This is a genomic window from Methanococcoides burtonii DSM 6242 (genome assembly GCF_000013725.1).
Classification (GTDB): domain Archaea; phylum Halobacteriota; class Methanosarcinia; order Methanosarcinales; family Methanosarcinaceae; genus Methanococcoides; species Methanococcoides burtonii.
This window is the reverse complement of sequence record NC_007955.1, coordinates 680,947-693,796: the sequence shown is the minus strand read 5'-3', so window position 1 is coordinate 693,796 and position 12,850 is coordinate 680,947. Positions and strand designations below refer to the sequence as shown.

Here is a 12,850-nt window from a genome sequence, read left to right as displayed (position 1 = left end):
CTGTTACGTATTTCTGCTCCACCTGATATATCATGAACACAAGGCATCAGCAGGCATAAGCCTGATCAGTTCCGGTTCAATCTGAGGGTTTCGAGAATATCGCCTATATTTTCCATCCTTCTCTGCCTTGCAGTATTTCGCTTGTAACCAGTTTGCTTACGTGACATGAGACTGTACTCTTGCTAAGGTTCAGGGTTCGGGAGATCTCGTTATTTGTTATACCAGGCTTATCCATGACAGTCAGCAGTATGCATTGATGGTGTGTTTTGTGCAAAAAAGGCGCTATTATTTGAGTTCGCTTGCTATGGACCGAATTGTTCTGAAAGAACCTTAGAGATTTTCCATGATTAGTAACCGTGATTTTGTTTTCATTGTGCAGTTTTCTCAGGTGGTACTTTACCGTCCCTCGGTTTAGGTCAAGATCCCGGAATATCTCACCACACTGCATCCCGGATTGCTTACGATATACTCAAAAATGCTTTCCCTATTCCTGCTTTTAGATATTTGTTTTATCTTTGCTAACAATAAAGGGGAAAATTTGAATATACTGAAAGTTCCTAACAAAAGTCCAATAATAGCACTTATTTTTATTCTTAATGGAAATTCCCAGAAAGTATAGGTAAAATCCGCATCGCTGTTGTCAATATACGGACTATCCTGAATAGTTCCATTGGCGGGGGTTACAATGTATCCGCTCTCGTCTGCATGAGCATTGGTCACAAACAGAAGGCAATTAGGAAAAGAAATAACAATTTTTTCATATGGCAGCTCTAATACTTTATACAGCAAAAAACGTTTGATTTTTTTGTTGGTACGAACTGCAAAAGGAATTGGATTCAACAGGTAATCTTCGATTGATGTTCAGTTCGATGAAATGGACATAAAGCACTTATAAAAAGTTCACAATTACATTGAATGCAAACATTGTAAAAATGTGAGGTGGGGGTCCAGCGTAATCTACCAGGAAGAGCTGAAGCCCCAGATACTGCCCGAAGGCAAATTTGTGTTGACTTTAACAATACTTAAAGATTGCTGGCTTTGCTTTCGGGAGACATACAGGAGAAAAGAAAGTATGATGGAAAGCAAAGGAATACAAACAAGAGGGCTAATTGTTGCAATGGTGCTTGTGAGCATGGCGTTCATGCCCGCTGTTAGTGCGATGGAAGTTGAGATGTATGCAACTTCAGAACAAGATATGATCATGGTTGATGATGTAGCAATGCTTGATCCATATATGGATTTTGCAAAACTCAAGATAAACCCGCGTCATTCAAGCACCCAGTTAAAACCTGGAAGCAGCGACAAAATTACTGTGACTGTCACTAACAAGGATAACAAAACCATTACAGTAGAACCTAGGGTTGTGGCATCCCCGTACGAGGAAAACATCTTCGAAGAAAGCTGGATCACTGTAACACCTGCCAGCAAAAACATCGAGCCAGATGCCAAGCAGGAATTTACCATTAAGATGAATATCCCACAAGATGCTGATATCGGGAACTATGGAACTGAGATCGCATTCACCGATGATGTGATGCCAACACCATATGCAACCCTCTATCCCAAGTATATCAATACCATGCATCTTTATGTCGATGTCTGGACCCCTCCAAAGATCCAGATCCAGACGCCATATCTTGGTGACCGTGTCGAAGCAGGGGATGAATATGACTATGAGATCAAGCTCAAGAACGTAGCTGACAAGGATATTGCTATCGACCCGAAAATAAGTGATAACAACCGATGGAATCATTATGGTCCATACGGCATGATAGGTCCTGCATTTGAAGATGATGCAATCACCATTACCGCACCTTCCACTGTAAAAGCAGGCGAGACAGCTGTTGTCAAGTTGCATCTTGAAGTTCCTGATGATGCAAAAGGCGGATACAACGGAGCTATTAATCTGAACATTAATGATCCATCTATACGTGAATGGGACGGTCAGGTCGAAATGAATTTTGAGGTCTGGACACAGCCCAGTGAGCCGTACACAAAGATGTTCACCACTAGGACCGACGATCCCATTACTATTGAAGTATCGTCCAATGACCACAATTATGGTAGATGGATGGGTGCAGGCAGTCAGAATGAGAAAAGCGAGGCATCCTTTGACCTGGCACTAGAAGGTGAATCAGGTAAGGTCGAACTGAATCAGGTTAAAACGACCTACAGCGGTACTGTCAGTCTTGGAGCATCCGACTTCCCTCCCTGGGAGATGGATGGCGCAGGGATCTATCATGATGCTATTGAAGTCTACGTGGAGACCTATGAGGCACCTGGTGACATCGGAGAATGGACGCTCGGTATACTTCCGACAAATACGGAGCGGTTCGACTATTCGATAACAATCGGAACTGTCGAATGAACAAACGTATATGGGCGTAGTAACGCCCAGTCTTTCTTTTTCAGGTGATATTTATGGACCATCTATCAAAATTGTTCATGGCTGCATTGATCGTAATGTTCTTCATAGCTGGTGTTGCATGCATCAACGGCTCTGAAAAATCGTCCTCTGGTTATGAGATCACATGGGTGGGTACACCACCGGCAGAGAGTGCTATGATCGAGACAATGATCAACCAGCAAATAAGTCCCTACCCTGGCATGGAATACGATAATATCACGCTTAGCGCATCGAGAGAAAATGAGAAACTCCGCATACATGCGATCGCCGAGTCTTCAGGTTCCAGGTATCCTGACATATATGACTTCACATACCGTGACGATGACTTGATACGGGTTGGATATCTCCTTGAAGCTATTCCGGAATCTGTCCGATCTGAAGCTATTGACGTGGCTATGCAAAGTGAAAGCATTGCGAACACTCTGGGTTCTGGCACGAATGCATACGGAGTTTCATCCGTAAAACGGATACTACCCGAGACATCAGAGAAGTTCCATGCCAGAAAGACCCTGATCAGTGTGACCTGGCTGGATCATTCGATATCCGCACTGGTTGACATGGACACACGGGAAGTGGTCCAGGTGTGGAACGGACAATGAGATGAGGTGTTGATTTGAGTAAGAAAATCTCAGAATGGACAATAACTGGACTTGTAATGGCATTTGTAATACTTGCTTTATCATTTTACGTGGGTCAGTTTTTATGGGGCATTGTTGCAGTTGTCTTTGTCTTCTGGCTCTGGATGTTAAGCGACTGTCTGCAAAGACCTACAGAACATTTCCCCAACGCAGGGGAGTATGAAAAGTTGATATGGTGCCTTGTCATAATCGTTGTGAACTTTATAGGTGCGGTGCTGTATTACTATCTTGTCAAGAGAAAGGATCAAGATGAAAAAGAAAGCATTGATTTGAACAATATCTCTCAGAAGAAAGTGATTATTAGCGTGCTAATCTTCTTTTTGAGCTTAGCAATATTTGTCTATCTGGGTCAATTCTTTTTGTGGATGATAGCAGTTGCACTGTTGTTAATTATTTTTCTGATAGTATCGATGCTGGCAGTATATCTGATCAAAGAAAGTTCGATGACACAAACAGGAAAACGTATGAAACAGTCCTTAAAAGCGCTGTTTACTCCAACGGTTACATCCATTAAAAACTCGATAAATCCTATTTTTAGTTATTCTTTCATAGTGGTTGGGCTCATGATATTCATACCTGCGGTATTCATATCGGTTAGCCCGGGATTTGATCCTCTATTGAATTCTGTAGCTCATGTTGATAAGCCGCTTTTGTCTGATGATATCATAGCTCAAGCGAACTATTTCTACGAAGAGGAATTGCTGCCGAACCAGCAGAACTATCAGGGAAATTATAATTCAACCATATATTCTGCTATGCGTTACATAAACAAAATGGGTTATCCTCTTTCAACGGCGAAAGTAGAGACGTGGGGAGAGGAGTATGTAAGGAATAGAATACAGTTTGTAGAGGATACTGTATTTGCTGCACTGAGTATTTCTTCAGTGGCGATGCTCATAGGAGGATTACTGGCTTTTCAGAAAAAAGCACTCATGGAAAGATTCCTTCTATCGACTACATTTGATTCCGTATCATTACTTTTGGGATCGGTAATTCTGTTAATCAGTATAAATTACGGAATTCTTGCAGATCCCAGTCTGCTTTGCAAGGCAATCAGTTCCGGGACATTCCTATTAAGAAATCTAATTGGTGTGCTCTTATTAATAACGTTCTCTTCATCTGGTTTGTTTGTCTACTTGAGAACAAAGAAAAAGGAACAAGTCTTTCAATCGGATATTTAACAGTATTCCATAGGATTTAGAACCGACTATGAAAGGAAATAAAGGTGATAGGATGGAAATATGAAAAAGAAGTGTATTGGCCGTCGCCATATAGGAAATCCTTAAATCCAAAAAAATCTATAGAAATTAGTAAAGATAATTTGCGGAGTTCAATCTTAAGAGCTAGCATAATATTAGTACCGATTGTTATCGTAATAGCCGAAATATTATTTTGGATCATCGGTCTGTTGAAGATTCATAGACTTAAAAGAGAAAAAGCCAAGTTTGAATGAAAAGAAAGGTCTTAAGATGAAAAAATGGAATACAGGTGCATTGGTCGGGATTGTATGGGGTGCAACGAGCCTGATAACTCTTGAGTGCGGGATATGGTGTCATCCTCTGATAGCCTATACCTTTGGACTTCCAACCAGTATTGCCTTTCCAATTGCTGACATATGGGATAGCCACGTTGTACTTTTCTTGTTAGCACCCGCTATTGGTGCTCTGATCGGTGCAGGATTTGGGTACTTAATCGACAGATCACAAAGAGCGGGTTAATGAATGATGACAACTAAACAGAGCAAAATAAATCTTGTTGCAATTACCCTGGTTTTTATAGTAATAACTATTGGGACCGTTAATGCAGCTACTGTCATAGTAGATGACAGTGGTGGAGCAGCCTATACTACGATACAGCAAGCTATAGATAATGCAACTGCTGGCGATACAATCATTGTTAACTTTGGGACGTACACTGAAAAAATCCATGTCAACAAATCATTAACAATAATTTCGAAATCAGGAAATCCGGGAAATTCCATTGTTCAAGCCATAGATTCAAGTGATTCTGTATTTCATATAACTGCAGACGAAGTAAAGATCAACGGTTTTCATGTGAAGGACAGCGTTGAACGTTACTGGGAAGATTCCGTACCTGGAATCTACCTCGATGGAGCTCATAATAGTGTCATTAGCAACAATCAATTCTCCAACATTTATTACGGAATCGTTCTTGAATCATCCGGCAATAACACCTTGAGTAACAATATTGCAACATACAACATTGGCGGCATCCATCTTATTGATTCAAACAACAATATACTGGATAATAACACTTTGTTGAACAACTCTGAGAATGGGATCTTTTTTGAACATTCTATATACAATCATCTGATCAATAATACTGCCTTTAACAGTGTTGATGGGATTCGCCTTACCAAATCCCAAAACAACTTTCTGAATAATAACATCGTATCAAACAATAGTTGTGGGATCTATCTTGAGACATCCGATGAGAACACCTTGGACGATAACATTGCATTGAATAATTTTTGTGGGATCCGCCTTATAGGATCAAGCTACTGCATATTGAAAAATAACACCGCATCAAATAACAACGATGGTATCTATCTGCAGGATTCCTGCAGCAACAATACCCTGATCAATAACAATGCTTCGAATAATCATGCTGGTATCTCCTTGAGAGTGTTTAACAAAAATAACACTTTGAGTTATAACAAGGCAAATTCAAATAACGAACACGGGATACTTCTCTTTTCTTCTAACAATAACATATTGAGAGGTAACACTGCATCAAACAACGACATAGGCATCTTCCTTAAGTACTCTAATAGAAATCTTCTGGAAAATAACACCGGATCGAACAAGAAATACGGAATATATCACAGTGATTCCAAGTACAATACTTTGAGCAATAACAAAATCAATGGCAACGTTTTCTTGAAGCTACTGGCGTTTAGTTCCTTGCTAATAGTAATCATGTTCAGTACCTCATATATACTCTGGAATAAAATTGACAAGAAGAGATCAATTCTCTCAACATCGATGATACTGTTACTTCCACTCCTGCCTACATTGATAGGAGTGATGCATGAGCTACATTTGCTGGAAACAATAATCTCTATTCACCCGTGGAATTACATGTTGATAAGGATCTTGGAATTCGGTCTGCCTGCAGCAGTCATAATTTTTTATGGATACACAACGGGGGACAAGATTTTTTCGACACTTTCAGGAGTATTTCTAATTCCCTTGTTCTCCATATATGCAGAAGTCCTTATGGAAATGCTGAATCCTTATTTTATTCTAAACCTTGGACATTGGTTGCGCTGGAATGCAATCGTTGCTATATTCCCATTTATGGTACTTTACGGATTAACAGGTTATTTTGGAGCAAGAAGAACAAAAGTATCCCTTATAATTTCAATTTGTATTGCCATATTCATTCTTGTTATAATCAGCGGAATCGATTGAAAGGGGTTATTAATAGATGAAAATAAAAATCTGTTTTTTGGTTGCATTGATTTCTTTGATAACGGTCACAGGAATTACATCAGCAAAAACAGTTTTGAATGAACTCATGAGTATGGCAATAGAAAATATTGGGGGAATGCTTAATGAAAGATAAAAAGCCCATTTCATTCATTGCTTTAAAAATATTTAGTGGAATTATAATAGTCAGCATAATCCTTACCAGTGGATGTGTTGATCTCGGAGATAAAGCAAAAGATGTGATAGGAGTTAAGATATATGGATATACTAATGTATATCCTTCATCAACTATTAATGCCAACTTCGAAGGAAACAATCAGACTTTTAGAAATGTGAGTACGCTGGCATCGCAATACTATTCTGTTGAAGATGTTTTACCGACTGAGGGTATACCTCCCGAAGATGCTGGTATATTGCTTTCACAATTTGAAAACAACTCTACTATTTACCTTGTAAAGGTACTGGTACCCCATGATAAAAAAATGTTTGATGATGAATACCCGGAATATCTAACATTCTTCATTCATCAGAACAGTACTGACATGGCGTGGTCTGCAATTCCTTGGAGTACCAGAAATTATCCACAGGACTTTGTTGCTGACATTGTGAAGCTATCATTCAACGTATCTGATAGGGAGGGTGATCAATATGCTGAAATATTCGGTGAAAAAATCTCAACAGTATCCATTCCACATCAACCTGAAGTCAGAGCCATCGTTGATTACCTGAACGAAAGTGGAGATCCGAGTATAAAGCCTCTTGGAAATGGAAATTATCTGATCGAATTTTTTAATGATTCTCTGCCTTATGGATATAAAACTGCAGGAAGCATTTTTGTTCATACTGAATACTTAAAAATAACCCATACCACAGAAAGTGCCAGGTATGAGATCATGATTGACAGGTCGGGAAACCTAAACACAAATATCAAGACATGGCTCGATGGTGTTTCACTTGAAGAGGGGAAGGTGGTGCTGAAGGGTATGTTCGAAGATATTGGACTGGATACAGAACTTATAGATGAATTTGAATTCGAGGTGTACGTTGTCTGAAACAGACACACTTATTGATCGCCCTGCTGCTGAGATTAGCATCAGCAACTATGCCAGTGGCTGCGTTAGTAGTCGATGCGAGGAGCAGTGCTACAGTCCGGGCGATGGTGAGGATGAATATTATGAGGTCGGGTCACGACTGCATGAGGATGAATTTAATGGAGATGCAAAATGAAAAATAAGTATGTAACAATATTGATATTGCTAACGATCATAACACTTGTTCTGTCCGGTTGTATTGAAGATGGACAAAACGATGGAACGGTTGCAGGTGAATACAGTACTGGAACACTAAAGACCCAGGCAATTGATTTCTCGGAAGTTGACGATGAGAAAATGCCCCTTGTCAAATATTACAGCTTGGAACCACTGGACATTGAATTGAAGGCAGCCCAGTATGACCTGCCTCTGCAAATGGATGAAATATCAAATTATGATAGCTTTTCAGGAAAGGTCCGAATGGATGATAGTGCAGTGGAACAATTGAGCGAACATGGTTTTGTGGTTATCAGCAATCCATTCAACCCAGTAGAGGAATCAATCAGCGATGTTTATGGTTCACTGGAAGACAAGGCAATCCCTAATTTCATCACATCCGATTCCATACTTCATATCTACCATATCCAGTTCGATGAGACATTGAGACAGATCGAAGAGGATGTATTCTATGATGCCATCTGGTCCATTGACTCCGCACTGCTGGACAGATCGATGGAGGATTACAATAGTTCTTCAGGTGACATGAAGGAAGCTGCAAAGAACAATGTGGCCTATTTCTCCGTTGCTCTGAGCCTGCTCAAACCTGTTCCAGAACAGCTGCAAATAAAGGAATACGATCAATTCGAATGGGGGGGTAGTGAATCACATGATGGATACTTTACAAAGGAGGAAGGAGATAAATTCCAGTTCGAGATTCCCGAGATTGTCAGGGAAGAGGTCGAAGCAGAACTGGAGCTGATCAATAAGCACAGTGGTTTTTCCATATCCCCCGTCTTCAATTATCAGGAAGATTACTCACAGTATGTGCCACGGGGACATTACACCCATTCCGAGAAACTGAAGAATTATTTCAGGACATTCATGTGGCATGGAAGGATGAGCATGTTGTTGAAAGGGGATCTGATCGAATCAGCAGATCCTGAAAAGGATGCCAGGATACAGACAATGAGTGCCAGTTTGATTGCATCCCACATGACAGACAAGGAGATCATGGAAAAATGGGACCGGGTATACGGCATAACAGCCTTTTATGTGGGTCTGTCCGATGATCTGGGACCCTATGAGTATCAAGAAGCATTGAACAGTGTGCTTGGAAACGATCCCGACCCTGTGAATCTCAACAACGAAACCATCGGAGAACTGAAGGCAAAACTGGCTGAATGCAGAAGTCCCGAGATATATGGGGGAACGGGCAACTGCGTGATCCTGCCTCCATATACGCCGGAGCAGGCAGACCAATGCCTGAAAGATACGAAAGGGTTCAGATTGATGGGACAGCGATTCATCCCGGATTCCTATATGTTCTCGAATCTGGTAGGTACCCATACAGGCGACTACCTTGGAAATAGAAAGCCTGAACCATTTACTTATATTGATTCTGCTGCTGGTCCGGTCAGAGGGTTCCCGCAGGGACTGGATATGATGGCGCTTCTTGGATCAGAGAGGGCAAAGGTGTTACTGGATGAGTCGGACGATTCCAATTATGAAAATTATGACCTACAGTACAGGAAACTCGAAAAGGAATTTGATTCGTTCAGTGATGCCGACTGGAACCAAAACCTCTACTGGTCCCAGCTATATACATTAAAACCCCTGTTGAAAGAGTATGACAGTGGTTATCCAACATTCATGCAGACGCAAAACTGGCAAGATAAGGAACTGAACACTGCTCTGGCTTCATGGACCGAACTGAGGCATGATACAATACTCTATAGCAAACCGAGCTTTACTGGATTTTTATATAATATGGGATCTACGCCTGAAACGCCAGATCCGATTATGGGTTACGTCGAGCCGGTTCCAGAATTCTATAACAGGTTACTGGCACTGACAAGGATGACACGAAACGGTCTCAATGAGATAGATGCCATCGACAAAAGTGCAGAACAGAGGCTGGAAAAACTTGAAACGATACTTCAAAGACTTACGAACATATCCAGAAATGAGCTTGAGAACAAAGAGCTAACAGAAGAGGACTATGAATTTATCCGAACCTTTGGGGATGAACTCGATGTTGTTGTCGCCGGTGTGGATGAGCGATCTCAGAAAACCACGATCATCGCTGATGTGCACACCGATCCCAACACCGGGAATGTTCTGGAAGAAGGTGTCGGTTATGTGGATCTGATCGTTGTTGCCTACATGGCTCCTGACGGCAGGATTCTGCTGGGAGCCGGCCCGGCTATGAGCCAGTATGAGTTCAAACATCCCATGAACGATCGACTGACAGATGAAAAATGGAGGGAAATGTTGAGAACAGATCCGCCTGAGCGATCGGGCTGGACTGATTCTTTCATTTCTTAATTTTTTGGATTATAGAGTTAGGGCATCTATATGACCCTTATTAGCCAAATGATTATTTGCTTATTTCTGCTAGGGCTTTTTCTCTCAGCAATCTTCCAGCTTCCCGCGCTCGTTGTTGGCACGGATTGGATTTATGTTTATAGACTGTAAATGCAGTGAACAGTTCTTTGCGGTTGTATGAATTCGTTATATTTCATCGGATGCTATGTTATAATTTTTTTACATAGTTCATGAACAAATAATCTTAGAGAATTCCGATAATGTTCAATAGCAGTTTTTATGTCAGCTGCGGAAATCTCATCCGTTACGATAGAATAGTAAGGCGTGAATTTATACCACCTCTTTCCGGATTCAATATACAATTGCGCATTCAAATCACGATAATCTTTATTTTGCTTCTGATTCACAATAAAATACAATGGCAGCAGCGGGGCTATTGCGATAATTACTTTCCATTCTTTTAACATTACTGCATGCACAAGTAGCGTAAAAGGAACTGTAAACGCTATACCTTTCGATGCGATGGAAGTCTTCTTTGAATGTTTTATGAGTTTGTAAGAGGTGATGGACTTGATTTCTTTGTAGTTTAATGTGATATCTTTCAGCCCGAAGGACTTTAAACGCACACTGGCATCATCACTCAAGATACTTGCCTGAAAGCTTTTGACCACAATGAAATAACATGAGATATATACATCACTGAAAGAATTATTAATAAAATTGGTTCTCTTTAACATCGTGTGGGTAAACTCAGTTTCCCTGCCATCAAGAATATCATTTTATTCCTGTACACTTCAGTCTTCAATCCATACGATCTCTTAAAAGCAGTCTTGATCTTGTTGTTCAATCCTTCAACAACACCATTGCTAATATTTCCCTTAATTGATTCCAGAATTCCATGAGAATTTCTTTTTATCATCTTTGCTAATGTGATAACTTCCTTAATGTTGCTATGTGTTCCCCAATAATGCCATTTTTCAATATACTCTCTTGCTACATCCATATTTTTGATTTCCCATAATCGCTGGAGTGCAAGTTTAAACTTGTACGCTTTAGCAGTTTTAGTATCCAAATCCTTGATCGATTGTATTTTAGCGATTTCTCTATCTGATAAATTTTCAGGATTTTTCAACCACATGAATCTGGTTTTACCAAGATCTTTATTTGATTGATACTCAGATCTTCGAACTTTATCAATAGCATCATTCATCATTTTTACAATGTGAAACTTATCATAAACGATCTTAGCATTTGGAAAATATTCTCGTGCCCCTCCTTTGAAAGCAGGGTACATATCCATCGAGATATACTTAATGTTATCAGGATCAATCTTCTTGGAAAGATATTCTCTAAACTTTTTGAACACACTTCTTTTCTTTCCATTTTCAATATGAATTATTCTTGATTTATTGAGATCATAGAACAAAGTCACATAACTGTGACCTTTTTTGACAGATATCTCATCCACTCCAATTGTATCAAGACCAGACAGGTCCATCTTTGCTGCTGCTTTGTTAACATAATGAGTGAGAATTCTCCATACTGAATCTTCATGAATGTTAATCATTTCAGCAATAGCAGACACAGTCATTTCCTTGGATATAGCAACAATTAATGCTTCAAAGAACAAGGTAAATCCAGTGTTTTGTCTTGTCCAGGGAACATTGACAAGCTTTACACCATGTTCATTACATTTTGTTCGAGGGACTCTGGCATGAAGGTATGTTTCATAATGAAAAAAGTCGAGGTGTCTCCACACCTTTTTTTTTGTATCATGGAGTTCACTTAATTTGTTGCAAACAGGGCATGAGAATTTAGTACCCTTGGAAAAATCAAGGTAGATGTCCATCCTCCTTTTAGAAGTATTGAGATCAATGTCTTTTACAAACCAAGGGGATAATAAGCCAAGGGTAATTTGAATGAGTTCTTTATCTTCCATAATGATTGAATTGGAAGAAACGAATATTAAATTACCCACTCAATGTTGAGGAGATCCATTTTTTTCATTTATTTGTAGGAATTGTGAAAGTAAATGTACTGCCTTTTTCCATCTCACTTTCAACCCATATATCTCCACCGTGTAACTCCACCAGCTTTTTCACAAGAGCAAGGCCAAGACCTGTTCCTGCTTGTTCCTTTGAGACAAAGTCTCCTACTTGTATGAATGGTTTGAATACCTCATCGATATGGTCCTCTGCTATCCCAATCCCTGTATCTTTAACACTGACATGCAGTTTCTTGTCTACTGACCACACGTTGATGGTAATGCTACCTTTTTCAGGTGTGAATTTAATGGCATTGCTTATTAAATTGTACATTATTGTTTGAACTTTGTTTTGTCAGCATTTGCAGTTTTGACATTGTCGGCAATTTCCCTATCTCCATATATGTACCCCTCCATTGTGCTGGCAATACCCCTTGCAATTGCCATGTTGGCCCTCATCTCGGAATCAAAATGGGTGGCATAATTTTTCATAAGAGAAACAGCTTCTTTATGTATCAGTTCTTCATGCTGGTTAGTTGTCGTAGAAATGATGAGGAACATGGTGAATTTCATAACTATGATGGGTGCCGGTGATTATGTATAATAGAAGCTTTGAAACCATGGCACACTTTTAAAGTTAATATATTCCGGCTCTGTAGAAATCCTCTATATTCGGACAATAATCAAATATAATAATATGATTGAATGTGTTGCACGATATTGGATTATAATCTCAATTCCAGTCTAAAGATGTAGATTTTGATAAGATTTCTACAGAGCCATTTTTTTAAAAA

14 protein-coding genes and 1 pseudogene are annotated in these 12,850 nt (G+C 39.8%); 9 read left to right on the top strand and 6 right to left on the bottom strand.

The window, feature by feature from the left end:
- Positions 1-181: 181 nt before the first annotated feature.
- Both MBUR_RS14710 and MBUR_RS03435 read right to left on the bottom strand, forming a co-directional pair.
- Positions 182-235 (bottom strand): annotated as a pseudogene (locus MBUR_RS14710) (hypothetical protein); the annotation flags it as partial.
- 176 nt (positions 236-411) lie between these two features.
- Positions 412-720: a hypothetical protein gene (locus MBUR_RS03435; protein WP_157196641.1), complete on the bottom strand. Its 309-nt coding sequence runs from the start codon at positions 718-720 to the stop codon at positions 412-414.
- A 352-nt stretch (positions 721-1,072) separates the two neighbouring features.
- Between MBUR_RS03435 and MBUR_RS03430 the strand changes: the two genes are divergently transcribed.
- From MBUR_RS03430 to MBUR_RS03390, 9 genes are all read left to right on the top strand, one after another.
- Positions 1,073-2,368 (top strand): COG1470 family protein, encoded by a 1,296-nt coding sequence (locus MBUR_RS03430; protein ID WP_011498800.1) that lies wholly within the window; start codon positions 1,073-1,075, stop codon positions 2,366-2,368.
- A 53-nt stretch (positions 2,369-2,421) separates the two neighbouring features.
- Positions 2,422-3,006, top strand: a complete 585-nt coding sequence (locus tag MBUR_RS03425) for a hypothetical protein (protein ID WP_011498799.1) — start codon at positions 2,422-2,424, stop codon at positions 3,004-3,006.
- Positions 3,007-3,020: 14 nt separating this feature from the next.
- Positions 3,021-4,226 (top strand): PLDc N-terminal domain-containing protein, encoded by a 1,206-nt coding sequence (locus tag MBUR_RS12860; protein WP_011498798.1) that lies wholly within the window; start codon positions 3,021-3,023, stop codon positions 4,224-4,226.
- Between the two features lie 264 nt (positions 4,227-4,490).
- Positions 4,491-4,763, top strand: coding sequence for a hypothetical protein (locus tag MBUR_RS03410; RefSeq protein ID WP_011498797.1), 273 nt, complete (start codon positions 4,491-4,493; stop codon positions 4,761-4,763).
- Positions 4,764-4,766: 3 nt separating this feature from the next.
- Positions 4,767-6,479 carry a NosD domain-containing protein gene (locus MBUR_RS03405; protein ID WP_011498796.1) on the top strand — a complete coding sequence of 571 codons (1,713 nt, stop codon included), beginning with the start codon at positions 4,767-4,769 and terminating at the stop codon, positions 6,477-6,479.
- A gap of 16 nt (positions 6,480-6,495) precedes the next feature.
- On the top strand, positions 6,496-6,633 hold the full coding sequence (locus MBUR_RS13775) for a hypothetical protein (RefSeq protein ID WP_157196640.1): 138 nt from the start codon (positions 6,496-6,498) through the stop codon (positions 6,631-6,633).
- Positions 6,623-7,549 carry a hypothetical protein gene (locus MBUR_RS03400; RefSeq protein WP_011498795.1) on the top strand — a complete coding sequence of 309 codons (927 nt, stop codon included), beginning with the start codon at positions 6,623-6,625 and terminating at the stop codon, positions 7,547-7,549. The genes MBUR_RS13775 and MBUR_RS03400 overlap by 11 nt, the downstream gene beginning before the upstream one ends.
- Positions 7,542-7,724 (top strand): hypothetical protein, encoded by a 183-nt coding sequence (locus MBUR_RS03395; RefSeq protein ID WP_048063204.1) that lies wholly within the window; start codon positions 7,542-7,544, stop codon positions 7,722-7,724. Before MBUR_RS03400 ends, MBUR_RS03395 begins: the two co-directional genes overlap by 8 nt.
- The gene (locus MBUR_RS03390; RefSeq protein ID WP_011498794.1) at positions 7,721-10,072 is read left to right on the top strand and encodes a DUF3160 domain-containing protein; all 2,352 of its coding nucleotides are present in this window, start codon (positions 7,721-7,723) and stop codon (positions 10,070-10,072) included. Before MBUR_RS03395 ends, MBUR_RS03390 begins: the two co-directional genes overlap by 4 nt.
- Positions 10,073-10,275: 203 nt before the next feature.
- On the opposite strand, the gene MBUR_RS03385 is transcribed toward MBUR_RS03390, so the two are convergent.
- The 4 genes from MBUR_RS03385 to MBUR_RS03370 form a co-directional block, all read right to left on the bottom strand.
- The gene (locus tag MBUR_RS03385; protein WP_157196639.1) at positions 10,276-10,716 is read right to left on the bottom strand and encodes a hypothetical protein; all 441 of its coding nucleotides are present in this window, start codon (positions 10,714-10,716) and stop codon (positions 10,276-10,278) included.
- Between the two features lie 86 nt (positions 10,717-10,802).
- Positions 10,803-12,011 (bottom strand): ISL3-like element ISMbu4 family transposase, encoded by a 1,209-nt coding sequence (locus MBUR_RS03380; RefSeq protein ID WP_011498400.1) that lies wholly within the window; start codon positions 12,009-12,011, stop codon positions 10,803-10,805.
- A gap of 64 nt (positions 12,012-12,075) precedes the next feature.
- Positions 12,076-12,390: an ATP-binding protein gene (locus MBUR_RS03375; protein WP_048063203.1), complete on the bottom strand. Its 315-nt coding sequence runs from the start codon at positions 12,388-12,390 to the stop codon at positions 12,076-12,078.
- Positions 12,390-12,629: a hypothetical protein gene (locus MBUR_RS03370; protein ID WP_157196638.1), complete on the bottom strand. Its 240-nt coding sequence runs from the start codon at positions 12,627-12,629 to the stop codon at positions 12,390-12,392. The genes MBUR_RS03375 and MBUR_RS03370 overlap by 1 nt, the downstream gene beginning before the upstream one ends.
- Positions 12,630-12,850: the final 221 nt, after the last annotated feature.

Bases quoted from the DNA above. Each gene is read 5' to 3' on its own strand.
- MBUR_RS03430 (WP_011498800.1), top strand. From the start codon at position 1,073: ATGATGGAAAGCAAAGGAATACAAACAAGAGGGCTAATTGTTGCAATG.
- MBUR_RS03425 (WP_011498799.1), top strand. From the start codon at position 2,422: ATGGACCATCTATCAAAATTGTTCATGGCTGCATTGATCGTAATGTTC.
- MBUR_RS03405 (WP_011498796.1), top strand. From the start codon at position 4,767: ATGATGACAACTAAACAGAGCAAAATAAATCTTGTTGCAATTACCCTG.
- MBUR_RS13775 (WP_157196640.1), top strand. From the start codon at position 6,496: ATGAAAATAAAAATCTGTTTTTTGGTTGCATTGATTTCTTTGATAACG.
- MBUR_RS03400 (WP_011498795.1), top strand. From the start codon at position 6,623: ATGAAAGATAAAAAGCCCATTTCATTCATTGCTTTAAAAATATTTAGT.
- MBUR_RS03390 (WP_011498794.1), top strand. From the start codon at position 7,721: ATGAAAAATAAGTATGTAACAATATTGATATTGCTAACGATCATAACA.
- MBUR_RS03380 (WP_011498400.1), bottom strand. From the start codon at position 12,011: ATGGAAGATAAAGAACTCATTCAAATTACCCTTGGCTTATTATCCCCT.
- MBUR_RS03375 (WP_048063203.1), bottom strand. From the start codon at position 12,390: ATGTACAATTTAATAAGCAATGCCATTAAATTCACACCTGAAAAAGGT.
- MBUR_RS03370 (WP_157196638.1), bottom strand. From the start codon at position 12,629: ATGAAATTCACCATGTTCCTCATCATTTCTACGACAACTAACCAGCAT.